Origin of the sequence: Ramlibacter sp. (assembly GCF_035655895.1) — a bacterium.
In the GTDB taxonomy this organism is placed as follows: domain Bacteria; phylum Pseudomonadota; class Gammaproteobacteria; order Burkholderiales; family Burkholderiaceae_C; genus Ramlibacter.
Window position 1 is genome coordinate 977,374 of record NZ_DASRTN010000006.1, and the last position, 25,426, is coordinate 1,002,799.

Sequence of the window (25,426 nt, forward strand, 5' to 3'; positions counted from 1 at the left end):
GCGTTCCGTGGCGTCAGGCCGATCGGCCGGCCGCCTCGAGTGCGGCCGCGTACACCTCGAGGTAGCGGCCCGCGCTGGCTTCCCACCCGAACGAGCGGCGCATGCCGTTGGCCTGCAGCCGTTTCCACACGGCAGGCCGGCCGAACGCGGCGCGCACGCGCCCGACGGCGTCGGCGAACCCCGCGGCATCGGCCGTGCGCATCACGAAGCCGGTGCCGCCGCGGGGATCGGCGTCCGCGTCGATCACCGAATCCACCAGCCCGCCGGTCGCGTTGACCAGTGGCGGCGTCCCGTACGCCTGGCTGTACATCTGGTTCAGCCCGCATGGCTCGAAGCGCGAGGGCATGAGGAAGCAGTCGCTACCGGCCTCGATGCGGTGCGCCAGCGCCTCGTTGAAGCCCACGGTCACGTGCACCTGCCGTGGCGCGCGCGCGGCCGCCTCGCCGAGCGCCTGCTGCAGCCCCGGGTCGCCCTGGCCCAGCACGACCAGCTGGGCGCCGCCGGCGAGCACCGCCTCCAGGTTCTGCAGGACCAGGTCGATGCCCTTTTGCTCGGTCAGGCGGCTCACCACCCCGAACAGCAGCGCCGCCGGATCCTGCGCCAGCCCCAGCTGCGCCTGCAGCGCGGCCTTGTTCCGGGCCTTGCCGGCGAGGTCGCCGGGGCCGAACGGATGGAGCAGCAGCGGGTCGGCCGCAGGATTCCAGACCCGCGTGTCGATGCCGTTGAGGATGCCGCTCAGCCGGTCGGCGCGTGCGCGCAGCACGCCGTCCAGGCCGACGCCGAACTCGGGCGTCTGGATCTCGCGCGCGTAGGTCGGGCTCACCGTGGTGATCGCGTCGGCGAACTGCAGGCCCGCCTTGAGCATCGACAGCTGGCCCCAGAACTCGACGCCCTCCATGCCGCGCCAGTGGTGCGGGATGCCGAGCACGTCGGCATGGTGCATCGGGAACACGCCCTGGAACGCCAGGTTGTGGATGGTCATCACGCTGGCGGCCACGGTCGGCGCGGGGGTCAGCCCGCGCGCGCTGGCCAGGTACAGCGGCGCCAGGGCGCAGGGCCAGTCGTTCGCGTGCACCACGTCGGCCTGCCAGCCGTCGGTGGGGCTGGGGCCGGTGCCCAGCATCGCGGCCACCCGGCTGAGGAAGCCGAAGCGCAGGACGTTGTCGTCGTAGTCGTGCCCGGTGCTGTCCACGTAGGGCCCGCCGGGCCGCTGGTACAGCGAAGGCGCAGCCAGGAGCAGCAGCGTCACCCCGCTGTCCAGGCGCACCGGCAGCAGCTGGGCGGCCGGCCACGGTCCCCAGGCCGGCAGGTCGACCACGTCCCCGACTTCGCCGCTGACCTTCAACCCGCGGTACGCCGGCATCAGCACGCGCACGTCATGGCCCAGGGCGGCCAGCGCTGGCGGCAGCGCACCGCTCACGTCGCCCAGGCCGCCGGTCTTGACCCAGGGCGTGCATTCGGGCGTGGCGAACAGGATCTTCATGGCGTCTCCTCGGCGACCAGCACGGCGAACGGCAGCCGGCCGGCGCCGGCGAAGAACGCCTCCAGCCCCAGTGGCTCGCCCTCCGGCGCGCACCTGACTTCCTGGCCCGTGAGCCAGTGGCGCCAGCGTGGCCAGCGGCGCAGCACCGCGGCTTCGCCCCCACGCACCTGGGTGCCGGCCCACAGGGCCGGTGTCCAGCGGTTGTCGTCGCCGCCGCACAGCGTCCACATCAGGCGGCCGGCGACGACCAGCACCGCGCGGCCTTCGTGGGTGCGCACGAACGCGAGCGCGTGGTCGGCAGCCGGCCCCTCCAGCGGCAGCTGCTGGTAGCCGCCGTCGCGGAACAGGTCGGGCCAGTGCTGGCGCAGCTGCAGCAGGCGCCAGGTCACCAGCTGCTTGATGCGGCCGTCGGCCGCGTGCACCAGCAGCGTGTCCCACAGTGCCGGTGTCGGGATGCCATCGCGGCACTGCGCCTGCATCTCGCGCAGCGTGCGTGCGAGGCGCCCGAAGTCCACCGGGCGGCGGTTGTCCGGGTCGACCAGGCTGAAGTTCCACTGTTCGCAGCCCTGGTAGACGTCGGGCACGCCCGGCACGGTGAACTTCAGCGCCACCTGCACCAGGCTGTTGCGGAACCCCCAGGAGGCGATGCGGGCGGTGAACCGCTGCAGCTCGTCGACGAAGGGGTTGGGATGGCCGGGGCGCAGGACCGCATCGACGTAGCGGGCGAGGGCGTCCTCGTAGGCCTGCTCGGGGCAGACCCAGCTGGTGTTCTGCTTGGCCTCGCGCACTGCCTTGCGCATGTACTCCTGCACCCGCTTGCGCAGGTCCTCGCGTTCCTGGGCGTGCGGCATCTGCGCCGGCCAGATGCCCACCAGCGTCTGGAACAGCAGCCAGATGTCGTTGCGCGAGGGCGCCGGCCCGGTCTCGGTCTCGCCCAGGTACAGCTCGGCCCAGCCGGCCCAGCGCTGCAGCGCCTCGGTCCAGGCCTGCGGCATCTCGGACAGCACGTCGATGCGCGCACGGGTGTCCTCGCCGCGCTTGCTGTCGTGGGTCGACGTGGCCAGCAGGCAGTGGGGCCGGTGGCGCGCCCGCGCCTGGTTGGAGCCGTGGAATGCCGCGACCGAGATCCCGTAGCTGGCCGGCTCGCCGCCGACCTCGTTGAGCGAGGTCAGCCGCAGGTAGCGGTAGAAGGCCGTGTCCTCCACGGCCTTGGCCATCACCGGCGCGGTGAACTGCTGCCAGCGCGCCAGCAGGCGCGCGCGCTGCTCGTCGGGGACGTCGGCCGCTTCGCCTTCGCCGAGCAGCACTTCGCGGATGTGGTCCAGCACGCCGGCTTCCGAGCCGCCGAGGCGCCGCTTGGCCGAGGCCACCGCCCAGTCGATGTGGCGGCGGTCGGCGGCGCTGGGCTGCTCGCCCACCCGCAGGTAGGTGCGGTAGACCGGGAAGCCGGCGGCGATCTCGGCCAGCGCGAGCCGCAGCCGGTTGCGCGTGAAGTCGCAGCGGCGCCGGTTGGCGCGGGTGATGCGGTGCATCGCCTCGACCAGCCAGTTCAGCTCGGAGAACAGCGAGCTGCCGATGATCAGCCGCTTGCAGCGGTAGGCGATCTCGGCGAAGTCCTCGTGCTCGCCGGTGAACTGCCGGTAGCTGCGGTCCAGCGCGCCGACCTGGCGGGTGTCGACGAACAGGCTGTTGACCAGGTTGGTGAAGCGGTAGCCGGTGTCGCCGTGCACCGGCCACAGGTGCGACAGCGGCTCGTGCTCGGCCAGGATCTTCTCGACGACCAGGTAGAGCGCGCGCGGTTCGCGCCCGGCCACCTCGGCCTGGCGGGCGAAGCGCGCCTGCAGCCGCTGGAAATACTGCTGGGGGTCCGACAGGCCGTCCGGATGGTCGATGCGCAGCGCGTCCAGGTGCCCGTCCTGCAGCCACTGCAGCACGCGCGCGTGCGTCGCCTCGAACACCTCCTGGCGTTCCATGCGCAGCGCGGCCAGGGTGTTCACGTCGAAGAAACGCCGGTAGTTCACGTCGTCGCTGGCCACGTGCCAGTCGGCCAGACGGTAGGCCTGCCGCGCGATCAGCCGGTCGAGCAGGTCGAAGCTGGCCGGTTCGCCCGGCGTGCCGTTGAACCGCTGGACGCAGCTGTCGATCCAGTGCGCCAGCCATTCGTGGCGGGACACCAGCCGCGCCAGGCTGCGCTTGTAGATGCCGGCATCGCGCACCCGTGCGCGCCGCTGCTCGTCGTCGTGGCTGTCGCGCGAGGGAAGCCGCTCGAACGAATTGAGCACCGACGACACCACCGCATGGCTGTCGCTTTCGCTCTCGTCGTGGGCCGGGGGGGCCGGCAGCACGGCCAGGATGTCGGGGTAGGTGGCCGGGTCGATGGGGAACCGGTGGTCCCAGTAGCGCAGGCCGAACTCGCCGGTCTCGGCCGAGAAGTGCAGCTGCAGCTCGCCCGATTCGAGCACCCGGCCGTAGTGGTCGCCCAGCACGGGCAGCAGCACGCGGCCGTGCATCTCGGGTGCGGCCGGCGACCACTCGATGTCGAAGGTGTGCGCGTGGGTCGAGGCCTGGCCGTGCTCCAGCACTTCGAGCCACCAGGCGTTGTCGGCTTCGAGCACGCCCATGTGGTTGGGCACCAGGTCCAGCATCTGGCCCATGCCGTGCCGGCGCAGCGCGCCGCACATGCGCTCGAAGTCCCGGTCGTCGCCGACCTCGGGGTTGAGCGCGGTGTGGTCGATGATGTCGTAGCCGTGCGTGCTGCCGGGCCGCGCCCGCAGGTAGGGACTGCTGTAGAGATGGCTGATCCCGAGCGCGTGCAGGTAGGGAACGGCCTGGGTGATGTCGGCGAAGCGGCAGCCCTCGTGGAACTGCACGCGGTACGTGGCGACCGGCACGCGGGCGGTCTCCAGCCCGGGCAGTTCGCTGGGGGCGGTCTCGGGCGCCGGACCGCTGCGCTCGGCGCGCAGCACGGCGGCCACGTTGGCGAATCGCTCGTCCGCCGCCAGATCCTCCACCGCGACCGACAGCTTGCGCCGCCAGTTCGGGAAGCGCTCCTCGGTCGTGCCGGGGACGTTCACCTGCAGCAGCTGTGCGGTCACGTCCTCCAGCTGCACGCCCACCAGCCAGCAGGGGGTGCGCGCGAGGTAGCCGTAGACCGAGGCCACGAATGCCGGCGTCGCGTCGTGCAGCGAGGTCGGGTGGGTGGTGACGTCCGGCGGCAGCAGCCCCTGGTGCTGCAACGCGATCAGCAACCGGGCCCGGTCCTGCGAGCGGTTGATCACGGCCTGCTCGCGCGCCGCGTCGTCCGGGTACAGCCCCAGCTGGGCCAGCAGTTCCAGGTCCTCCCCCGACCAGAAGCCGCGCAGCGTCGGCAGGTCGTGGGTGCTGACCACGGCCAGCGCCTGCGGCTGCCAGTCCGCCGGCGGGCGGAAGCCGCCGTCCTCGCTGCGCTCGAACAGCAGCGGCCGGTACGACAGCAGGCAACGCTCGCGCATGGCTTCGCGCATGGCGGGCGCGACGTTGCCCAGGTCCTCGCCGATCACCATGCACTGGTGGCGGTGGCTCTCCAGCGCGAGGATGCCCAGCAGGTCCTGCAGCGGGTAGGTGACGTAGGTGCCGCCGTGTTCGCCGGTCCAGAACAGGCGCATGAGCGCCATCACGTGGTCCATGCGCAGCGCGCCGCTGTGGCGCATGTTGGCGCGCAGCGTTTCGATGAACGGCTGGTAGCGGGCCGCCTTCAGCTGCACCGGGTTGAGCGGCGGCAGGCCCCAGTCCTGGCCGAGCGCGTTGAGCGGATCGGGCGGCGCACCCACGTGCATGCCCAGCGCATACAGCGACGGCTGCACCCAGGTCTCGGCGCCGCCTTCGTTCACCCCGACGGCCAGGTCGCAATACAGCCCCAGGCCCATGCCGCGCGAGCGCGCATAGCGCTGCACCGATTCCAGCTGCACCTCGGCCTGCCATTGCAGCCAGAAGCGGAACTGGATCTCGCTCGCGTGGGTACGGCGGAATTCGCGCACCGCCTGGCCGTTCGGGTCCTTGTAGGCCTCGGGCCAGGCCGGCCAGCCCCACACGTTGGGATCCTGGGCATGCAGGTGGGCCTGCAGCGCCTCGAACACGGCATGCAGGCCGAGCGTCTCCTCGCGGTCCTGCATGTAGCGCGCGAAATGCGCGCCGCGCGAGCGGTTCGGGTCCAGTTCGTGCTGCTGGAAATGCCGCCACAGCACGCCCAGCATCTCGTCCTTGATGGCGGCGACGGCCGGGTAGTCGACCAGTTCGGCCTCCCGCAGGCGGCGCAGCCGGTCCTGGAACTCCTCGGAGTGGAAGCGCCGCCGGGCTTCCTCGCAGCCGGACAGCTCGGCCAGCGCCTGCACGTCCAGGTAGATCGGGTTCAGGGCCAGGCGGCTGGACGGGCTGTAGGGGCTGGCGACCTCCGGCCGGTGCGGAAAGAGCGCGTGCAGCGGCGACAGGCCGATGAAGGACGCGCCCTGGCGGGTGGCGGTGTCGACGAGGCGGCGCAGGTCGCCGAAGTCGCCGATGCCCCAGTTGCGCGAGGAGCGCAGCGCATACAGCTGGATCGTGCAGCCCCACCAGCGCTGGCCGTCCAGCAGCGCGGGCGGCGCCCAGCAGCGCCGCGGCGCGACCACGACCAGGCAGCGGCCGGCGCCGCCGTCCAGCGTGAGCTGCCAGTAGCCCACGGCCAGCGAGGAGGGCAGGTCGATGCGCCAGTGCTGGCCATCGCGCTCGACGCGCCCGCTGTAGCCCGAGGCGGCCGCCTGTTCCGGCGCGAGCTGCCAGCCGGCGGCCGGGCACTCGCCGGTCCAGGCGATGCGGACCGGCTCGCCTTCGCAGACCACCTGCACCGGCGGCAGGCCGTCCTCGGCCGGCGAGCGGTGCCGCAGTCCCATGCTGGTCAGCGCCTGGTCGAGCACCGCGGGGGGCACCTCCTTGTCCTCGCCCCAGAAGGAGTGGTAGCGCAATGCCACGCCGTGGCGTTCGGCCTGGCGGGTCAGGTCGTCCTCGTTCATGTCCAGGCTCATGTCAGGCCACCGGGCGGGGTATTGGGAGGTGGCGCCTCATAGGGTGATTTCGGGTCCGAGCCGCCAGCGCGCGGCCCAGGCGGGCCATGCGCCGGCGTCGGCGCTGGCCGGCCAGCGGTGCCGGAACACGTCCTGCGCCTCCACCGGGCCTGGCCGTTCGGCGGGCGCGGGCAGCGGCTGCCCGCCCAGGTTGATGTCCAGGGCCAGCACCTGGCCGTCGGCATAGCGCCACTGGACGCTCAGGCCCCGGTCGCCGACGCGTTGCGCCGTGTGCTGGCCGGCGAGCAGCTGCCCCTGGCGCGGGATGATCCACTGGCGGCGCGCGGCCAGCGCGGCACCCACCATGGCCAGCCAGTGCCGGCCATGTTCGCTCTCGCGCTCGTGCGCGGCGGGGCGGCTGGCATCGAACGTGTCCGCGCTGCAGGGATCCGGCAGGGGCAGCGGTTGGCCGTCCACCAGCTTGGTCACATGCCCGAACTCGCGTTTGCGGCCTTCCTGCACCGCCTTCTTCAGGTCGCCTTCCCAGTCCGCGAAGTAGAGCCACGGATGCGTGCTGCCGAACTCCTCTCCGAGAAACAGCATGGGCACCGCCGGCGTGAGCAGGGCCAGCAGGGTGGCCAGCGGGGCGGCGTCGGGGCCGGCCAGCACGGCCAGCCGCTCGCCGAAGGCGCGGTTGCCGATCTGGTCGTGGTTGTGCGCGAAGTTCACCAGCGTCGGCAGCGGCTGCGGCGGGGTGGCGCGCGGCGTCTCGCGGGCACCGCCGGGCTTGCGGCGGCTGTCCTCGAACAGCATGCCGTGCGTGAGCGAGCGGCCCAGCAGCTCGACCGGCGATTCGGGGCCGGCGCCGTAGTCGTGGTAGTAGCCGCTGCGCTCGCCGGTCAGCGCGACGTGCAGCGCGTGGTGGAAGTCGTCGTTCCACTGGCCGTCGTAGCGGCCCGGCTGCGGCGTGGTCGCCAGGCGTTCGTGGTTGTTGTTCTCGTTCTCCAGCACCAGGTGCACGTGGCGCCCGGCGCAGGCCTGCCGCACGCGCGTCGACAGATCCTCCAGCACGTGGGGACGGCTGTCGTCCGCGATGGCGTGCACCGCGTCGAGCCGCAATCCGTCGAAGCGGTACTCGGTGGTCCAGTAGACCGCGTTCTCGATGAAGAACTCGCGCACCCAGCGGCTGCCTTCGCCGTCGTAGTTGATGGCGGCCCCCCACGGGCTGTTGCGCGTCGCCGAGAAGAACTGCGGCGCGTACCGGTGCAGGTAGTTGCCTTCCGGGCCGAAGTGGTTGTAGACCACGTCGAGGAACACCATCAGCCCCAGCCGGTGCGCCTGCTGGATGAAGGCCTTCAGGTCCTGCGGCGTGCCGTAGGCCGCGTGCGGGGCGAACGGCAGCACGCCGTCGTAGCCCCAGCCGAACCGGCCGGGGAAGTCGGCCAGCGGCATCAGCTCGATGGCCGTGATGCCGACGTCCCGGAGTTCCTGCAGGCGTGCCGCGGCCGCCGCGAAGGTGCCTTCGGGCGTGAACGCGCCCACGTGCAGTTCGTACAGCACCACCTCGTGCCAGGGCCGGCCGGACCAGCCGTCGTCCCATTCGAACGACGAAGGATCCACCACGCAGCTGGGCTGGTGGACGCCGTGCGGGTTGTGGCGCGAGGCCGGATCGGGCACCAGCAGGTCGCCGTCGATGCGCCACTGGTAGAGCGTGCCTGCGGCGGCCTCGGGCACGTGGCATTCCCACCAGCCCTCGGCGTCGCGGCTGGCCGGGACGAAGCGGGGCGCCTGGCCCGGCCCGGCCGACAGCGCCAGTTCGGCCTGCTGGGCGGCCGGCCCCCAGAGCCGGAAGTCGACGCCGCCGCTGGCGCGGACCGTCGCGCCGAAACGCATGGGGTGGGCGGCCTTCACGTCGATCGGCCCTCCACCAGCACGGCCATCGCGTGCGCATCGAGCTCGATCTTGGCCTGTGGCTGCACGCGCTCGGCCTCCTCGTGGCTGAACGTGCCTTCGCCGGTGTCCACGCGCACCCGCCACTCCTCGACGCCCGCCGCCTCCGGCAGCGTGAAGACGACCGCCTCGTCGGAGGCATTGAACAGCAGCAGCACGCCGGGGCTGGGCTGGCCCTCGACCGGGGTGAAGCGGCCGTCGAACAGGGCCGCGATGCAGCGCACGGAGGGATTGGTCCACTCCTCCTCGGTCATCGGCAGGCCCCAGACGCTGTACCAGGCCAGGTCGCGGCGCTCGTCCTCGTCGGGCTGGCCGGTCGGCCAGCGGTTGTCGCGCAGCACCGGCAGTTCGCGCCGCAGGGCGATCAGCTCGCGGGTGAACGCGATCAGCGGATCGCCGCGGCGCTCCTCGCTCCAGTCGTACCAGCTGACCGGGTTGTCCTGGCAGTAGGCGTTGTTGTTGCCGCCCTGGGTGCGGCCCATCTCGTCGCCGCCGAGCAGCAGGGGCACGCCGCGCGAGACGAACAGGGTGGTGAGGAAGTTGCGCTTCTGGCGCTCGCGCAGCGCGAGCACGTCGGGGTCGTCGGTCTCGCCCTCGACGCCGCAGTTCCAGCTGCGGTTGTGGCTCTCGCCGTCGCGGTTGTCCTCGGCGTTGGCCTCGTTGTGCTTGTCGTTGTAGCTGACCAGGTCGTTCAGCGTGAAGCCGTCGTGCACCGTCACCAGGTTGACGCTGGCCGACGGCTGGCGGCGCGAGGGGCCGAAGATGTCGGCCGAGCCCGCCAGGCGGGCGGCGAACTCCTGCACGGCGCCGTCGGTGCCGCGCCAGAAGTCGCGCACCGAGTCGCGGTAGCGGCCATTCCACTCCGACCAGCCCGGCGGGAAGCCGCCGACCTGGTAGCCGTTGTCGCCGATGTCCCAGGGTTCGGCCACCAGCTTGACGCGCCGCAGCACCGGGTCCTGGGCGACGGCGGCCAGGAACGGCGAGCGGTGGTCGAACTCATACTGCCCGTTGCGCGCCACGGCCGGCGCGAGGTCGAACCGGAAACCGTCGACGTGCATCTCCTCGACCCAGTAGCGCAGGCTGTCCATCATCAGCCGCAGCGTGGCCGGATGGCTGATGTCCAGCGTGTTGCCGGTGCCCGTGACGTCGGCGTAGTAGCGGCGGTCCTCGGCCAGCCGGTAGTACGCCGGGTTGTCGATGCCCTTGAGGAACAGCGTGGGGCCCAGGTGGTTGCCCTCGCAGCTGTGGTTGTAGACCACGTCCAGGATCACTTCGAGCCCGGCAGCGTGCAGCGCCTTGACCATGCGCTTGAAGTCGTCCGGGTCGTTGCCGGCGCAGTAGCGCGGCTCGGGCGCGAAGAACGCGACGGTGTTGTAGCCCCAGTAGTTCGCCAGCCCGAGGTCGATCAGGCGGCGCTCGTCGTTGAAGGCGTGCACCGGCAGCAGCTCGATCGAGGTGACGCCCAGCCGCTTGAAGTGGGCGATGGCCGGCTCGCTGGCCAGCCCGGCGAAGGTGCCGCGCAGCCCGTGCGGGACCTCGTCCATCAGCTTGGTGAAGCCGCGCACGTGGACTTCGTAGAAGACCGTGTCCTCCAGCGGGATCTCGGGCCGGCGGTCGTCGCCCCAGTCGAATTCCGGATCCGGCACGATGCACTTGGCCGCACCGGCCGCGTTGTCGACGGTGTCCATGGCCAGGTCGCGCGCCGGTCCGCCGAGCGTGTAGGCGTACTGCCAGGCCCCGCCGCGCAGGGGCCGGTCGAGCGCCTTGGCATACGGATCGAGCAGCAGCTTGTGCGGGTTGCACCGCAGGCCCTCGGCCGGGTTGTAGGGGCCATGGACCCGCAGCCCGTAGCGCGTGCCGGCCGGCAGGCCCGGCACGAAGCCGTGCCAGACGTCGTCGGTGCGGCAGGGCAGCGCGAGCCGGCGCACCTCGCGTGTGCCCGTGCGGTCGAACAGGCAGATCTCGACCTTCTCCGCCACGCTCGAGAACACCGCGAAATTGACGCCGCCCTCGGCGAGGGTGGCGCCGAGTGGCCAGGGCTTGCCGGGCTTGCAGTGGTCCGGCAGCTGCGCGTCGGTCGGGAGCGGGGGCGGGACGGCGGCGACGGCCAGCGCCGTCATGCAACCACCTCCAGGCGGGGCTTGCCGGTGTGCACCGCCGCACGCGGCGCAGGCTGGGCATGGTGCCGCGCGCCCGGCTTGAAGTAGCCGGCCGGCACCACGACGATGCCGCTGTCGGTGACGTGGAAGCGGCGGCGGTCGTGCTCCAGGTCCAGGCCGATGCGCTCGCCGGGGGGCACCTCGTTGTCCTGGTCGACGATGGCGCGGTGCACCTGCGCGCCGCGGCCGATGCGCGAGCGTTCCATCACGATGCAGTGCTCCAGCCGCGCGCCCCGCTCGACGATGACCGAGCGGCGCAGCATCGCGTGGTCGAGCTCGGCGCCGTCGATGATGCTGCCCGAGCCCACCACCGAGCGGTGGATCATGCCGTTCTCGATCTGGGCCGACTCGGCCTGGTCGGGGCTGGCGTAGATCGGCCAGTTCGCGTTGGTCATGCGGAACTTCGGCGCCGCGCCCAGGGTGTCGAAGTGCGCGTCGAAGTACGAGTCGATGGTGCCGACGTCGCGCCAGTAGGCGTGTTCCTCGTAAGGCTCGGTGCCGGGAATGTGGTTGGTGTCGAAGTCGTACGCCACCAGCTTGTGGCTCTTCACCATCGACGGCAGGATGTGCTTGCCGAAGTCGCTGGTGCCGTTCTCCTTCATCTTGCGCAGCTGCTCGAGCAGCACGTCGGCGTTGAAGATGTAGTTGCCCATCGAGCCGAGCGCGTGCGTGGTGCTGCCCGGCATGGGCTTGCAGCGCGCCGGCTTCTCCATGAAATCGACGATCCGGTTCGAGTCGTCGATCTCGACGATGCCGAACTGGTTGCTCTGCGCCAGGCGCACGGGCAGGGTGGCGACGCTGGCGTGGGCGTTGCTCTGGACGTGGAAGTCGATCATCTGGCGCACGTCCATGCGGTAGATGTGGTCGGCACCGAAGACGGCCACGATGTCCGGCTTCATGGTCTCGATCAGGTGGATGTTCTGGTACACGGCATCGGCCGTGCCCTGGAACCACTCCGGCCCGTTGCGCATCTGGGGCGGCACGCAGGTGATGAAGTGCTGGGGCATGAAGCGGGCCATCGTCCAGGTCTGGCGCACGTGCTCGATCAGCGACTGCGACTTGTACTGGACCAGCATGTAGACCGAATAGATCTCCGAGTTCACCAGGTTGGACAGCACGAAGTCGACGATGCGGTGCTTGCCGTTGAAGGGCACGGCGGGCTTGCAGCGGTCGGCGGTCAGCGGGTGCAGGCGCGAGCCTTCGCCGCCGGCCATCACGAAGGCCAGGACGTTGCGGTGTGCGGGCATGGGGTTCTCCTCCTGAAGAGAGTGCATGTCAGAGGGGCTGGTCGACCAGCACCAGGGTGGCCAGGGGTGGCAGGGTGATCGCGGCGCTGGCGGGCTGTCCGCCCAGCGGCTGGTCGTCGGCGACCACGCGGCCGAGGTTGCCCATGCCGCTGCCACCGTAGGAGGTGGCGTCGCTGTTGAGAAGTTCGTGCCAGGTGCCCGCGTGCGGCAGCCCGAGCCGCAGGCCCAGGCGCGGCTCCGGGGTCATGTTGACCAGGGCGACCGCCAGCGCGTCGTCGGGGCCGGCGCGGCGCACGAAGGCCAGCACGGTCTGCGGCTCGCCGGTCTCCACCGGCAGCCAGCCGAAACCTTCGGCGTGGAAATCGTTGGCGTGCAGCGCCGGCACGCGCCGGTACGCGGCATTCAGGTCGGCCACCCAGCGTGCCACGCCGGCGTGCGCCGGCCGCGCCCACAGGTGCCAGTCGAGCGTGCGCTCGTGGTGCCACTCGCGTAGCTGGCCGAACTCGCCGCCCATGAACAGCAGCTTCTTGCCCGGGTGCGTCCACATGTAGCCGTAGAGGGCGCGCAGGCCCGCGAACCGCTGCCACTCGTCGCCCGGCTGCTTGCACAGCAGGCTGCCCTTGCCATAGACCACCTCGTCGTGCGAGAGCGGCAGCATGAAGTTCTCGTTGAAGGCGTAGACGGAGGAAAAGCGGATGTCGTCCGCGTGCCAGCGCCGGTAGAAGTGCGGCCGCGCCATGTAGCGCAGCGTGTCGTTCATCCAGCCCATGTTCCACTTCATCCCGAATCCCAGGCCGCCGTCGTGAACGGGGCGGGACACGCCCGCCCAGGCGGTGGACTCCTCGGCGATCACGTGCACGTCCGGGAAGGCGGCGTAGACCGCGCTGTTGAGGTCCTGCAGGAAGTGCACGGCCTCCAGGTTCTGGTTGCCCCCGTGCCGGTTCGGCACCCACTGGCCGGGCTCGCGCGCGAAGTCCAGGTACAGCATGGAGGCCACCGCGTCCACGCGCAGGCCGTCGAAGTGGTACTTCTCCAGCCAGAACAGCGCGTTGCTGATCAGGAAGTCGCGCACCTCGTAGCGGCCGTAATTGAAGATCAGGCTGTTCCACTGGGGATGGAACCCCAGGCGCGGATCGGCGTGCTCGTACAGCTCGGTGCCGTCGAACTGCGCCAGCGCGTGCGGGTCGGAGGGAAAGTGCGACCCCACCCAGTCGAGCAGCACGCCGATGCCGTGCTGGTGCAGCGTGTCGACCAGCACCATCAGATCCTGCGGCGTGCCGTAGCGGGCGGTCGGTGCGAAGTAGCCGGTGGTCTGGTAGCCCCAGGAACCGTAGAACGGATGCTCGGCCACGGGCATCAGCTCCACGTGGGTGAAGCCCATGGTGCGGCAGTGCGAGGCCAGGCGCACGGCCAGGTCGCGGTAGTTCAGGACCCGGCCGTCCTCCTGCCGCTGCCAGGACCCGAGGTGCACCTCGTAGATCGACATCGGCTGGCGGTGCGACTGCCGCTGACCGCGCGCCGCCATCCACTCGCGGTCGCCCCATTCATGGTCGAGCTCCCAGATCTGCGAGGCGGTGCCGGGCGGGTGCTCGCAGCGGAACGCGTAAGGGTCGGCCTTGTCCATCCAGCCGCCGTGCGCGCCCTGGATGCGGTACTTGTAGGTGTCGCCGGCCCGGGCGCCTTCCACGCGTCCGTGCCAGAGGCCGCTGCCGTCCTCCAGCCGCTGCAGAGGCTCGCAGTGCCAGCCGTTGAACGACCCCGCGACGCCCACGCTGCGCGCGTTGGGTGCCCACACCGTGAAGCGCGTGCCCGTGCCGTCGCCATGCGCCCCCATCACGTCGTACTGCCGGAAATGGTGGCTCGGCCGGGTGCCGGTGGCGTGCCCGCGGGAGGCCTGGGCGGCGGAGTCGGGGGTCAACGGAACAGGCGTCATCTCGTAACTTGCGTGAAGAAAGATTCTTCCCTGGCGGGACCCATCAGCATGAAGGAGGCCCGGGCGAGTTGCCGTAGTCCGGCACCTACAGTCGCGCGTCGAAACCGCCGACGCCGTCGCGGGTGCCATGTCCACTCTGCAGGAAGAAGAAGCGCCGGGATGCGCGGCGCCTCGGCTGACACGGTCGCAGCCGGCCGGCGCGTCGTGGCGCCGGTGCGTGGAGGAGAGGAACAGGCGGCCCGGGCCAGGCCGCGCTGGTCAGACGCCCAGGTGCTGGGTCAGGAGGTCGGGTTGCGCACGCAGCGCATCCGACGTGCCGCTGAACACCACCTCGCCCTTGACCAGGATGAGGTTGCGGTTGCTCAGCTGGGTGACGTGCTTCCAGTTCTTGTCGACGATCACGGTGGAGATGCCCGTCTCGCGGATGAGGCCGCAGATGCGCCAGATCTCCCGCGCGATGAGGGGAGCGAGTCCTTCGGTCGCTTCGTCCAGGATGAGCACGTCCGGGTTAGTCATCAGGGCGCGCCCGATGGTGAGCATCTGCTGCTCGCCGCCGGACAGCTGCTGGCCGCCGTGTGACAGCCGCTCGGCCAGCCGAGGGAAGGTGTCGAGCACGCGGTCGTACGTCCAGTCGCGCTGGCCGCGCACGCCGGGCCGCGCCGCCATCTTCAGGTTCTCGACCACCGACAGGTTGCCGAAGATCCCGCGACCTTCCGGCACATAGGCGATGCCGCGCTGGGCGATGTCATAGGGTGCGGCCCCGGTCATGTCGCGGCCCGCCACACGCACCGTGCCGCCGCGTGGCTTGACCAGCCCCATCAGGGTCTTGAGCAGGGTGCTCTTGCCCATGCCGTTGCGCCCCATCAGCCCGATGGTCTCGCCGCGGGCCACGTGGAAATCGACGCCACGCAGGATGTGGCTCTGGCCGTAGTACGTGTGCAACCCGCGCGCGTCGATCAGGAGCTCGTCGGCCATCACGCTTGCTCCTCGCCGAGGTAGGCAGCCCGCACGCCCGCGTCCGCCCGGATCTGCGCGGGTGTGCCGCTCGCGATCACCTGGCCGTTGACCATCACGGTCAGGCGGTCGGCCAGTGCGAACACCGCGTCCATGTCGTGTTCGACCAGCATGATGGCGTGGCCGTCCTTCAGGCGCTGCAGCAGCGCCACCATGCGCTCCGCCTCGGCCGTGCCCATGCCGGCCAGCGGCTCGTCGAGCAGCAGCACCTGCGGCGCCGTCGCCAGCGTCATCGCGATCTCGAGCTGGCGCTGCTCGCCATGGCTGATGGTCCCGGCGATGGCATCTCGCCGGGCGACCAGGCCGGCCAGCTCCATCGCGCGCTCGGCCTGCTCGTTGGTCGGCGCGAACGTGGTGGCGCGGCGCAGCCAGCGCGCCGGGTGCTGCGCGCGCGACTGTGCGGCCAGGCGCACGTTCTCCCGCACGGTGAACGGCAGGAAGATGTTGGTCTTCTGGTAGCTGCGGCCGAGTCCTGCGCGCGAGATCGCCTCGGGGCTGCGGCCGGTGACGTCGACGCCGCCCAGGGTCACCGTGCCCGCCGTCGGCACCAGGTCGCCCGACAGCAGGTTCGTGAGGGTGGACTTGCCGGCGCCGTTGGGGCCGATGACGGCGTGGATGCCGCCCCGCCAGAGATCGAGCGAGACGTCATTCACGGCGGCCAGTCCGCCGAACCGCTTGGTGAGGTGCTGCGCGGACAGGAGCACGTCAGGCATCGGCGTCCCCCCTGCGGCGACCGGCACGCGCCGCCAGGCCGAGCAGTCCGCGCGGCGCGAAGGCGACGATGGCCACGATGAACAGGCCCATCCACAGCTGCCAGTGCTTGCCGGCGTTGAAGCTGCCGATCGAGGGCAGGTCCTTGAACTCGTGCAGCAGCCACTCGAAGGCGAACGCGCCGACGATGGCGCCTGCGAAATTGCCCATGCCCCCCAGGATGACCATCATGATGGCGTGCGCGCTCATGTGGAACCCCATCAGCTCGGGATTCACGAAGCCGGTCTGCGCCCCCCACAGGTAGCCTGCCAGGCCGGCCAGCCCGCCGGCCAGCGTGAACGCCGCCAGCTTGTAGCCGAAGGTGCCGTAGCCCAGGGCGCGCATGCGGTGCTCGTTGACCCGGATGCCCGCAAGCACGCGGCCGAACGGGCTCCACAGCAGGCGCCGCAGGAAGGCGTACACGCCCACCAGGCAGGCGAGGGTGAAGAAGTAGAAAACCCGCTTGTCCTCCAGGTCGACCAGCCTGGCGTCCGGCTTGAAGTTGATGTACAGGCCGTCCGAGCCGCCCAGCCGCAGGGACAGCCCGGCGACCTGCAGGTCCTTGTTGTCGAACACCAGGTAGAACAGCATCTGCGCGAATGCCATCGTCACCATGATGAAGTAGATGCCGTGCGTGCGGACCACGAAGAAGCCGATCACCAGCGCGAACAGCGCCGCGACGGCCACGGCGGCTGGCAACGTCCACCACAGGCTCACCGGACCGGCATCCGACGAGACCAGCGACAGCACGTAGCCGCCGACGCCGAAGAAGGCCGCATGGCCCAGCGAGACCAGCCCGGTGACGCCCTGCAGCAGGTCCAGGCTCATCGCGAAGATCGCCAGGATCATCATGCGCGCCACCATCTGCGAATAGAACTCGGTCGCGACGAACGGACAGGCCAGCAGCGCGACCAGCCCCAGCGCCAGCAGCAGCTGCAGGCTGCGCGGCAGGACTTCCAGGTGGGCCTTGGCGGCGCTCATGGCGTCACCTCCCGGCGGGCCGGTGCGGTGGCGGGCGGGCAGGCCGCCGCGGACAGGACGATCGCCTTCATTGCTTGAACAGCCCTTCGGGTTTCCACAGCAGCACCGCCGCCATCAGCATGTAGACCAGCATGCCGGCCAGCTGGGGCAGCAGCACCTTGCCGAAGGTGTCGACGGCGCCCACCAGCAGGGCGGCGATCAGGGCGCCGCGGACCGAGCCGATCCCGCCGATGACGACCACCACGAAACACATGATCAGCACCTGCGACCCCATGTTCGGGTACACGCTGGAGATCGGCGCGGCCACCATGCCGGCGATGGCCGCCAGGGCCACGCCCAGCGCGAACACGACCGCGTGGATGCGCTTGATGTTGATGCCCAGGGCCTCGGCCATGTCGTGGTTGAAGGCGCCGGCGCGGATCTTCATGCCCAGGCGGGTCCTGGAGATCAGCACGTACAACCCGAGCGCCAGCGCGATGCAGACGCCGGAGATGAACAGCCGGTAGACCGGATAGGAGAGGTTCTCGGTCAGCGGGAGCGAGGCTGCGAGGGCCGCCGGGATGTCGATGCCGTGCACGTCGTCGCCCCACAGGATGGAGCGCAGCTCCTCGAACACGTAGATCAGCCCGAAGGTGAGCAGCACCTGGTCGAGGTGGTCGCGCCGGTAGAAGTGCCGGAACAGCAACCGCTCGAGCAGCAGCCCGAATGCCACGGCGAGCACGGCGCCGCCCACGATCGCCAGCGTGAGGCTGCCGAAGCGGCTGGAGAGCGACCAGGCCAGGTAGGCCCCCAGCATGTAGAAGCTGCCATGGGCGAGGTTGACGACGCCCATGATCCCGAAGATGAGGGTCAGGCCGGCGGCAAGCATGAACAGCAGCAGCCCGTACTGGACGCTGTTGAGCAGCTGGATGAGGAAGTTGGCGAAGTCCATCAGCGCTCTCCGGTGGCCGCGTCCGCGGCGGCAAGGCCGAGGAAGCGGACGCGGGCGCGACGCGCTGCGCGGGGCAGGGTGCGGGAGTCCCGCCGGAGCGGGGTGGGCGCGCGGGAGGCGCCGAAAGCCGGGAGACGGGTCATCCGAACGGGGCGAGGGCAAAAAAATGGGAGGCAGGGGCCTCCCAGCAGAGCGAGATCCGTGCCGTCAGCCGAGCTTGCAGCCCGCGCCGGAATCGGCCAGTGCCTTGGCGGCGACGCCCACGACCTTGTTCTCGCCCTTCTCGACGCGGCGCAGGTAGATGTCCTGCACCGGGTTGTGCGACTTGCTCATGGTCCACTTGCCGCGCGGGCTGTCGATGGTCTGCGTCTCGAGGGCCTTGTACAGCGCCTGCTTGTTGCCGATGTCGCCCTTGACGGCGGCCATGCCCTGCGAGAGCAGCAGGCCGGTGTCGTAGCCCTGCACCGCGTAGACGTCGGGCTGCATGCGGAACGCCTTGGCGTATTCCAGGCGGAACTGGTTGTTGCGCGGCGTGTCCAGCGAGTCGCTGTAGTGCATCGTCGTCATGATGCCCTCGGCGGCGGGCCCGGCGGCGTCGAGCACGCCCTCGGTGAGGAAGCCCGAGCCCCACAGCGGGATCTTGTCCTTCAGGCCGGCCGCCGCGTAGTCGCGGATGAACTTGGCCGCGCCGCCGCCCGCGAAGAAGCAGGCCACCGCGTCGGGGCGCAGCGACGCGATCTCGGTGAGCAGGGCCTGGAACTCCACGTTCGGGAACGGCAGGCCCAGTTCCTTGACGATGGTGCCGCCGGCCTTGGTGTAGCTGTCCTTGAAGCCCTCGTAGGCCTCATCGCCCGCGGCGTACTTCCAGGTGATCCACACGGCCTTCTTCAGGCCCTTGTCGACCATCGCCTTGCCCAGCGCCAGGGTCGGCTGGCTGTTGGTGAACGAGGTGCGGAACACGTTGGGCGCGCACAGCGCCCGGGTGGCCGCGTGCACGCCGGCGTTGGGAATGAGGCTCAGGACGCCGGACTCGCGCGCGACGCGCTGGATGCCCATCTGCACGCCCGAGTGCACCGTGCCGATCAGCACGTCGACCTTGTCGCGCTGCACCAGGCGGTTGGCGTTCTCGACGCCCTTGGACGGCTCGGACTCGTCGTCGACCTTGAACCACTCGATCTCGCGGCCCCCCAGCTTGCCGCCCTTCTCGGCGATCGCCATGCGCACGCCGTTCTCGATGGCCACGCCCAGCTGCGCGAAGGTGCCGGTGTAGGGCAGCATGAAGCCCACGCGCACCTTGTTGGACTGTGCACGCACGATCTGGGGCAGCAGCAGGCCTGCGGATGCGGCGCCGACCACGGCGGCGCTGCGGGTGAGGACGAGGCGGCGAGAGGTCATGCGTGTTCTCCGTGTTCTGTTGAGGCTCGCGAGGTTGTACCAAAGCACGCGTTGCAGCGCACCATGGGTTACCCGGATGGGGCGCGCTGCGCGCGTCAGCGCGCTGCCGCCGCGCGCAGCTTGAAGCGCTGGATCTTGCCGGTCGCCGTCTTCGGCAGCTCGGGCACGAACTCGATCCAGCGCGGGTACTTGTACGGCGCGAGCTGGTTCTTCACGTGCTGCTGCAGGTCGGCGGCCGACGCCTGCAGGCCGGCCTTGAGCACCACGAAGGCCTTGGGCTTGACCAGCTGGTCGCTGTCGGCCACGCCGATCACCGCCGCTTCCAGCACCGCCGCGTGGGTCATCAGCGAGGCCTCGACCTCGAACGGCGAGACGTAGATGCCGCCCACCTTGAGCATGTCGTCGCTGCGGCCGCCGTAGGTGTAGTAGCCATCGGCGTCGCGGGTGTACTTGTCGCCGCTGCGCGTCCATTCGCCGGCGAAGGTGGCCTTGGTCTTGGTCCGGTTGTTCCAGTACATCAGCGCGGCGCTCGGTCCGCTGATCTGCAGCTCGCCGATCTCGCCGACGCCACATTCGCGCCCGTCGTCGCCCACGATGCGCAGCTGGTAACCCGGCACCGCCTGGCCGGTGGTGCCATAGCGCACCGCGCCGGGGCGGTTGGACAGGAAGATGTGCAGCATCTCGGTCGAGCCGATCCCGTCCAGGATCTCGCAGCCGTACTCGGCGGTCCAGCGCCTGCCGATGTCGGCCGGCAGCGCCTCGCCAGCGCTGGTGCACACGCGCAGGCGCAGCTCGGAGCGCCGCGGCCGCCCGCCATCGGCCAGCAGCGCCGCGTAGAGCGTGGGCACGCCGTAGAAGATGGTCGGCTGGAAGGTCCGCAGCACGCCGAACACGTCGGCCGGCGTGGGGCGCGAGGGCAGCAGCACCGTGGTCGCGCCCACGCTCATGGGGAAGGTCAGGGCATTGCCCAGGCCGTAGGCGAAGAACAGCTTGGCGGCCGAGTAGACGATGTCGTCCTCGCGGATGCCCAGGACGGCGCGGCCGTACAGCTCCGCGGTCTGGACCAGGTGGCTGTGCAGGTGGACCGTGCCCTTGGGCGTGCCGGTCGACCCGCTGGAATAGAGCCAGAAGCACGCGTCGTCGGCGCAGGTGGGGTGCACGTCGTGCCGGTCGCTGCCCGCAGCCACCAGGCCCGCGACGGATCGCTCGCCGTCCGCACCGGCGACGAACACGTGCCGCAGCGTGCCGATCTCCCCGACCAGCGTCTCGAAGGCCGGCAGCAGTGGCTTGGACACGAACAGGGCCTGGGCGCGCGAGTCGCGCAGCATGAACTCGAAGTCGGGCGTGGTCAGCAGCGTGTTGGCCGCCACCGGTACCACCCCGGCCAGGATGCAGCCCAGGAACACCACCGGCCACTCCGGCGTGTCGAGCATGGCGAGCAGCACGCGGCTCTCGGGCGCGATGCCGCGCGCGCGCAGCGCATTGGCCAGGCGCTGCGCCTGCTCGCGCAGCTGCCCGTACGTCAGTCGCGCGCCGCTGGTCGCATCGATGAAGGCGGCCTTGTCGGTGCGGGCCGCGTTGCGCTGCAGCAGGTCGTAGGCCGCGTTGTAGTCGCGCGGAATGTCCACGCGGGGCGGGCTGGTGCTGTGGTCGGCATGGCTCAGGTGCATGGGTCTCCTCGTTCTTCTCCGTTCGCTCGCCTGCCGGCGCTCCGGCAGCGGCCTCGACAATCGGCTGCTTCGGCCCGCCCCCTCACGCCGCCGGCACCTGCGCGGCGGCGTGAGGGCCGCGCCGTCAGGCCGCAGCCCGCTCCGGCGCCAGGGCCTGCGTGAGCCACTGGCGACACCAGGCCGTGCCTTCTTCCTCGGGCATGGTGCCGGCGCTCGCGTCGTGGCACCAGACCTCGCCGATGCGCTGTGCGCCCAGGCCTTGCAGGCGCTCGTCGAACTTCTTGCCACCGAAGCAGAACGTCTGCAGGTAGGTGCGATCGCCCAGGGCGATGACGCCGTACTTCACGTGGCCGAGGAACCTGGGCGTGGCGTCCAGCGAGTCGTAGAGCGTGCGGGCGTTGTCCGGAATGTCACCAGAGCCGTAGGTCGAGCTGCAGATGAGATATAGCGCATCTTCGTCGAAGACAGAGATGTCCAGGCCATCCATCAGCTGGACTTCGATCTCGTCCACCAGGTCGGCGCAATCCATCTGGATTGCCTGGGCCACGTAGTCGGCGGTGCTGGTCATGGTGCCGACGAGGATCTTGAGCTTCATGGCTTGCCTCACATGCAGTAAACTGCTTGACATGTCGATGGTCGGAAGTATACTGCAATCCTGATCCGGGTCAAACGCCCGCCACGCCCCGCCAAACCGCTCGCCCGCCACCCATGCAGCTCATGACCGATTCCGACGCCAGGGCCACGCTCGCCGAGCTGGGTGCGCGGGTGCGCGCCTGGCGCGCGCGCCGCGGCATGACCCGCAAGCAGCTGGCAAACGACTCCGGGCTGTCCGAGCGCTTCCTGGCCGACGTCGAAAGCGGCAAGGGCAATGTCTCGATCAACTCGCTGGAAGCGGCCGCGCGCGCCCTGAACATCTCCATCCTGGAACTGCTGCAGGACGCGCCCCGTCCGGCGCTGGCCCGCCTGCACAACCTGCTGGGCCGGCTCGACGAGGCGCAGCTCGACCAGGCGTATGCGCTGCTGTCCGGCGCCTTCGGCCTGGGCGATGCGCTGGGCCGCGAGAAGCGCATCGCGCTGATCGGGCTGCGTGGGGCTGGCAAGTCGACGCTGGGCGCCCAGCTCGCCGCCGACCGCGGCGTGCCCTTCGTCGAACTCGACCGCGAGATCGAGCGCGAGGCCGGCACCAGCATGAACGAGATCCTGCTGCTGCACGGCCAGGCCGGTTACCGCCGCTACGAGCGGCGCGCGCTGTTCCGCATCGCCGAAGACCACGCCGACGGCGTCGTCATGACCACCGGGGGCAGCATCGTGAGCGAGCGCGAGACCTTCGACCTGCTGCAAAGCCGCTTCTACTGCGTCTGGCTCAAGGCCAGCCCGGAGGAGCACATGAGCCGCGTCGTCGCCCAGGGCGACATGCGGCCCTTCGACACCACCCGCGGTGCCACCGGGGAGGCGATGGAGGACATCCGCCGCATCCTGGCCAGCCGCGAAACGCTGTACGCGCGTGCCGACGCCGTGGTCGATACCGCGGCGCGCAGCGTCAAGCAATCGCTCAAGGACCTGGAGCGCGCCGTTCCGGCCCCCACCCGACCCAAGGAGACCGCCTGACATGAACGCCATGACCGAACCCCTGCTGTTCAAGCAGGGCGACCGTGAACTGGTCAGCTTCGCGACGCATCCCGCCAAGTACCAGCACTGGACCCTGAGCGTGGAAGGCGACGTCGCCCGACTGAAGCTCGACATCAACGAGGACGGCGGCATCAAGCCCGGCTACAAGCTCAAGCTGAACAGCTACGACCTGGGCGTCGACATCGAGCTGCACGACGCCATCAACCGCATCCGCTTCGAGCATCCCGCGGTGAAGGTGGTGGTGTTCGAATCCGGCAAGGAGCGCATCTGGTGCTCCGGCGCGAACATCTACATGCTGGGCGTGTCGACCCACGCCTGGAAGGTGAACTTCTGCAAGTTCACCAACGAGACCCGCAACGGCCTGGAGGACTCGTCACGCCAGGACGGACTGAAATCGCTGGCGGCGGTGACCGGCGCGTGCGCTGGCGGCGGCTACGAGCTGGCCCTGGCGTGCGACCGCATCGTGATGGTGGACGACCGCTCGTCCACCGTGAGCCTGCCCGAGGTGCCGCTGCTGGGCGTGCTGCCCGGCACCGGCGGCCTGACCCGCGTGACCGACAAGCGCAAGGTGCGCCGCGACCTGGCCGACATCTTCTGCACGACCAGCGAAGGCGTGCGTGCCGACCGCGCCAAGGACTGGAAGCTGATCGACGGCCATGCCAAGCCGCAGCAGTTCCCGCAGCTGGTGGCGGCGGAGGTCGAGACGCTGCGCAAGCAGTCCACGCGGCAGGGGCCGTCGCAGGGCGTGGAGCTGGTCCCGCTGGGCGCCACCATCGACGAACAGGGCTACCACTACTCGCTGGTGGACGTGCAGGTCGATCGCGCGGCGCGCATCGCCACGCTGACCGTGCAGGCGCCCGCCGCGGCGATCGAGTCGACGCCCGGCGCCATCGTCGCCGCCGGTGCCGGCTGGTGGCCGCTGAAGCTGGCGCGCGAGCTGGATGACGCGATCCTCAACCTGCGCACCAACGAGCTGGAAGTCGGCACCTGGGTGATCAAGACCCGGGGCGATGCGCAACGGGTGCTGCAGGCCGACGCGGTGCTGGAGCAGCACGCCGGCCACTGGCTGGTGCGCGAGACGATCGGCCTGCTGCGCCGCACGCTGGCCCGCCTGGACGTGACCAGCCGCTCGCTGATCGCACTGGTCGACGAGGGCGCGTGCTTTGCCGGCACCTTCTACGAACTGGCGCTGGCCTGCGACCGCATCTACATGCTGGACCTGCCGGACTCGCCCGATGCGGCGCCGGCGCTGCAGCTGTCGCCGGCCAACTTCGGCCGCTACCCCGAAGTCAACGGGCTGACGCGCCTGCAGACCCGGTTCCACGAGGACGGCGGCACCATCGCGCAGCTGCAGGGGCTGCAGGGCAGCCCGCTGCGCGCCGACCAGGCGCTGGGCCTCGGGCTGGTGACGCTGACCCCGGACGACATCGACTGGGACGACGAGATCCGCCTGATGCTCGAGGAGCGCGCCTCGCTCTCGCCGGACGCGCTGACCGGCATGGAGGCATCGCTGCGCTTCCCGGTTCGCGAAACCATGGAGACGCGCGTCTTCGGCCGCCTCTCCGCCTGGCAGAACTGGATCTTCATCCGTCCCAACGCGGTGGGCGAGGACGGCGCGCTGAAGCTGTTCGGCACGGGCAAGAAGGCCCGCTTCGACTGGAAACGCATCTGATCCCGCCAGCCCCCGCGACGGCGGGGATGGCCTCACAAGACAGGAACCCGCCATGAGCACGATCGACCTGCAAGCCCTCATTCCCAACAACGTGAACCTGTCGGACAACCGGCAGCTGCAGCGCGCCCTGGAGCACTGGCAGCCCGCCTTCCTGAACTGGTGGGAGGAGATGGGCCCGAGCGATTTCAAGGCCAAGGAGGTCTACCTGCGCACGGCCGTCGGCGTGGACGCGCAGGGCTGGGCCACTTACGGCTACACGCCGATGCCCGAGTACCGCTGGGGCATCTTCCTGGCCGACAAGGACGAGAACCGCAAGATCGGCTTCGGCGACCACATGGGCCAGGACGTCTGGCAGGACGTGCCCGGCGAGTACCGCTCGACCTTCCGGCGGCTCATCGTGACCCAGGGCGACACCGAACCTGCCTCGGTCGAGCAGCAGCGCCTGCTGGGTCACACCGCGCCCTCGCTCTACGACCTGCGCAACCTGTTCCAGGTGAACGTGGAGGAGGGCCGCCACCTGTGGGCGATGGTGTACCTGCTGCATGCGCACTTCGGCCGCGACGGCCGCGAGGAGGCCGAGGAACTGCTCGAGCGCCATTCGGGCGACGTCAACAAGCCGCGCATCCTGGGCACGTTCAACGAGCCGATGGACAACTGGCTGTCGTTCTTCATGTTCACCTACTTCACCGACCGCGACGGCAAGTTCCAGCTCAAGAGCTTCGCCGAGAGCGCGTTCGACCCGCTGGCCCGCACCACGCGCTTCATGCTCACCGAGGAGGCGCACCACATGTTCGTGGGCGAGACCGGCGTGGGCCGCGTCATCAGGCGCACGCTGGAGGTGATGAAGGAGTTGGACACCGACGATGCGGCCACGCTGCGCAAGGCCGGGGTGGTGGACCTGCCCACGATCCAGCGCTACCTCAACTTCTGGTTCACCAGTTCGCTCGACCTGTTCGGCTCCGAGTCGTCGTCCAATGCCGCGAACTACTTCGCCAACGGGATCAAGGGCCGCCCCGACGAGGCCAAGTTCCCGGACCACGTGGAGGCCGACACCGAGATGCAGATCCAGGTGCCGGACGGCAAGGGTGGGGTGCGTGGCGAAACCGTGGGCGTGCGCAACGGCATCAACGAGATCACCCGCCTGGAGTACGTCAAGGACTGCAACATCGGCGTGACCCGCTGGAACATGGCGATCAAGCGCGCCGGTGTCGACTTCGACCTGAAGCTGCCGTCCACCCGCTTCCGCCGCGAAGTTGGCGTGTGGGCCGGCGTGCCGACCACGCCCGAAGGCAAGCCGATCACGCAGGCGGAATTCGACGCGAAGAAGGACGACTGGCTGCCCAGCGAGGCCGACAAGGCCTTCGTCAAGAGCCTGATGCAGCGCGTGACCGAGCCGGGCAAGATGGCCGCGTGGATCGCGCCGCCGGACCGCGGCATCAACGCGCAGCCGGTGGAGTACGAGTACGTGAAGCTCTGACCGGCGCGCCACGCACCGACCTCAAAAACGCCGGCTCAGCCGGCGTTTTGCATGGGGACTGTCGTTGACAGCCCGGTCCTACGGCGGGCTCGGTGCCTGCCGACCGGCATCGGCCGCGGT

The 25,426-nt window shown here is 70.3% G+C and carries 16 protein-coding genes; 3 read left to right on the forward strand and 13 right to left on the reverse strand.

What is annotated here, in order from left to right:
* Nucleotides 1–13 precede the first annotated feature (13 nt).
* The 13 genes from glgA to VFE82_RS07755 all read right to left on the reverse strand — a co-directional run bounded on the left by glgA (nt 14) and on the right by VFE82_RS07755 (nt 21,123).
* Nucleotides 14–1,483 (reverse strand): glycogen synthase GlgA, encoded by a 1,470-nt coding sequence (gene glgA / locus VFE82_RS07695; protein ID WP_324999669.1) that lies wholly within the window; start codon nt 1,481–1,483, stop codon nt 14–16.
* Complete coding sequence (locus VFE82_RS07700; RefSeq protein WP_324999670.1) at nt 1,480–6,519, reverse strand: malto-oligosyltrehalose synthase; 5,040 nt, start codon at nt 6,517–6,519, stop codon at nt 1,480–1,482. The genes glgA and VFE82_RS07700 overlap by 4 nt, the downstream gene beginning before the upstream one ends.
* A 36-nt stretch (nt 6,520–6,555) precedes the next feature.
* A complete protein-coding gene (gene treZ / locus VFE82_RS07705; protein WP_324999671.1) occupies nt 6,556–8,409 on the reverse strand; it encodes a malto-oligosyltrehalose trehalohydrolase in 1,854 nt (617 codons plus the stop codon).
* A complete protein-coding gene (gene glgX / locus VFE82_RS07710; protein WP_324999672.1) occupies nt 8,406–10,568 on the reverse strand; it encodes a glycogen debranching protein GlgX in 2,163 nt (720 codons plus the stop codon). The genes treZ and glgX overlap by 4 nt, the downstream gene beginning before the upstream one ends.
* Complete coding sequence (locus VFE82_RS07715) at nt 10,565–11,854, reverse strand: glucose-1-phosphate adenylyltransferase (RefSeq protein ID WP_324999673.1); 1,290 nt, start codon at nt 11,852–11,854, stop codon at nt 10,565–10,567. Before VFE82_RS07715 ends, glgX begins: the two co-directional genes overlap by 4 nt.
* A gap of 28 nt (nt 11,855–11,882) precedes the next feature.
* A complete protein-coding gene (gene glgB, locus VFE82_RS07720; protein WP_414708732.1) occupies nt 11,883–13,772 on the reverse strand; it encodes a 1,4-alpha-glucan branching protein GlgB in 1,890 nt (629 codons plus the stop codon).
* A gap of 273 nt (nt 13,773–14,045) precedes the next feature.
* Nucleotides 14,046–14,762 carry an ABC transporter ATP-binding protein gene (locus VFE82_RS07725; RefSeq protein ID WP_324999675.1) on the reverse strand — a complete coding sequence of 239 codons (717 nt, stop codon included), beginning with the start codon at nt 14,760–14,762 and terminating at the stop codon, nt 14,046–14,048.
* On the reverse strand, nt 14,762–15,514 hold the full coding sequence (locus tag VFE82_RS07730) for an ABC transporter ATP-binding protein (protein ID WP_324999676.1): 753 nt from the start codon (nt 15,512–15,514) through the stop codon (nt 14,762–14,764). The genes VFE82_RS07725 and VFE82_RS07730 overlap by 1 nt, the downstream gene beginning before the upstream one ends.
* Entirely contained in the window at nt 15,507–16,532 is a 1,026-nt protein-coding gene (locus VFE82_RS07735; protein ID WP_324999677.1) for a branched-chain amino acid ABC transporter permease, read from the reverse strand. Before VFE82_RS07735 ends, VFE82_RS07730 begins: the two co-directional genes overlap by 8 nt.
* A gap of 67 nt (nt 16,533–16,599) precedes the next feature.
* On the reverse strand, nt 16,600–17,463 hold the full coding sequence (locus tag VFE82_RS07740) for a branched-chain amino acid ABC transporter permease (RefSeq protein WP_324999678.1): 864 nt from the start codon (nt 17,461–17,463) through the stop codon (nt 16,600–16,602).
* A gap of 207 nt (nt 17,464–17,670) precedes the next feature.
* On the reverse strand, nt 17,671–18,858 hold the full coding sequence (locus VFE82_RS07745; RefSeq protein WP_324999679.1) for an ABC transporter substrate-binding protein: 1,188 nt from the start codon (nt 18,856–18,858) through the stop codon (nt 17,671–17,673).
* A 95-nt stretch (nt 18,859–18,953) separates the two neighbouring features.
* Nucleotides 18,954–20,528, reverse strand: coding sequence for a benzoate-CoA ligase family protein (locus VFE82_RS07750; protein ID WP_324999680.1), 1,575 nt, complete (start codon nt 20,526–20,528; stop codon nt 18,954–18,956).
* A gap of 124 nt (nt 20,529–20,652) precedes the next feature.
* Nucleotides 20,653–21,123, reverse strand: coding sequence for a flavodoxin domain-containing protein (locus VFE82_RS07755; protein WP_324999681.1), 471 nt, complete (start codon nt 21,121–21,123; stop codon nt 20,653–20,655).
* 122 nt (nt 21,124–21,245) lie between these two features.
* Here VFE82_RS07755 and VFE82_RS07760 point away from each other — a divergent pair, with 122 nt between their 5' ends.
* The 3 genes from VFE82_RS07760 to boxB are packed head-to-tail and all read left to right on the forward strand — an operon-like array spanning nt 21,246 to nt 25,306.
* Nucleotides 21,246–22,136: a helix-turn-helix transcriptional regulator gene (locus VFE82_RS07760; protein ID WP_324999682.1), complete on the forward strand. Its 891-nt coding sequence runs from the start codon at nt 21,246–21,248 to the stop codon at nt 22,134–22,136.
* A gap of 1 nt (nt 22,137) precedes the next feature.
* Nucleotides 22,138–23,829 carry a 2,3-epoxybenzoyl-CoA dihydrolase gene (gene boxC, locus VFE82_RS07765; protein WP_324999683.1) on the forward strand — a complete coding sequence of 564 codons (1,692 nt, stop codon included), beginning with the start codon at nt 22,138–22,140 and terminating at the stop codon, nt 23,827–23,829.
* Between the two features lie 52 nt (nt 23,830–23,881).
* On the forward strand, nt 23,882–25,306 hold the full coding sequence (gene boxB / locus VFE82_RS07770) for a benzoyl-CoA 2,3-epoxidase subunit BoxB (protein WP_324999684.1): 1,425 nt from the start codon (nt 23,882–23,884) through the stop codon (nt 25,304–25,306).
* The last annotated feature ends 120 nt before the right edge of the window (nt 25,307–25,426 follow it).

What these genes read in the sequence shown, in the direction of transcription:
- boxC (WP_324999683.1), top strand. Translation starts at nt 22,138, where the DNA reads ATGAACGCCATGACCGAACCCCTGCTGTTCAAGCAGGGCGACCGTGAA.
- VFE82_RS07700 (WP_324999670.1), bottom strand. Translation starts at nt 6,519, where the DNA reads ATGAGCCTGGACATGAACGAGGACGACCTGACCCGCCAGGCCGAACGC.
- boxB (WP_324999684.1), top strand. Translation starts at nt 23,882, where the DNA reads ATGAGCACGATCGACCTGCAAGCCCTCATTCCCAACAACGTGAACCTG.
- VFE82_RS07760 (WP_324999682.1), top strand. Translation starts at nt 21,246, where the DNA reads ATGACCGATTCCGACGCCAGGGCCACGCTCGCCGAGCTGGGTGCGCGG.
- VFE82_RS07725 (WP_324999675.1), bottom strand. Translation starts at nt 14,762, where the DNA reads ATGGCCGACGAGCTCCTGATCGACGCGCGCGGGTTGCACACGTACTAC.
- glgA (WP_324999669.1), bottom strand. Translation starts at nt 1,483, where the DNA reads ATGAAGATCCTGTTCGCCACGCCCGAATGCACGCCCTGGGTCAAGACC.
- VFE82_RS07750 (WP_324999680.1), bottom strand. Translation starts at nt 20,528, where the DNA reads ATGCACCTGAGCCATGCCGACCACAGCACCAGCCCGCCCCGCGTGGAC.
- VFE82_RS07740 (WP_324999678.1), bottom strand. Translation starts at nt 17,463, where the DNA reads ATGGACTTCGCCAACTTCCTCATCCAGCTGCTCAACAGCGTCCAGTAC.
- VFE82_RS07715 (WP_324999673.1), bottom strand. Translation starts at nt 11,854, where the DNA reads ATGCCCGCACACCGCAACGTCCTGGCCTTCGTGATGGCCGGCGGCGAA.
- VFE82_RS07755 (WP_324999681.1), bottom strand. Translation starts at nt 21,123, where the DNA reads ATGAAGCTCAAGATCCTCGTCGGCACCATGACCAGCACCGCCGACTAC.
- VFE82_RS07745 (WP_324999679.1), bottom strand. Translation starts at nt 18,858, where the DNA reads ATGACCTCTCGCCGCCTCGTCCTCACCCGCAGCGCCGCCGTGGTCGGC.
- VFE82_RS07730 (WP_324999676.1), bottom strand. Translation starts at nt 15,514, where the DNA reads ATGCCTGACGTGCTCCTGTCCGCGCAGCACCTCACCAAGCGGTTCGGC.
- glgX (WP_324999672.1), bottom strand. Translation starts at nt 10,568, where the DNA reads ATGACGGCGCTGGCCGTCGCCGCCGTCCCGCCCCCGCTCCCGACCGAC.
- VFE82_RS07735 (WP_324999677.1), bottom strand. Translation starts at nt 16,532, where the DNA reads ATGAGCGCCGCCAAGGCCCACCTGGAAGTCCTGCCGCGCAGCCTGCAG.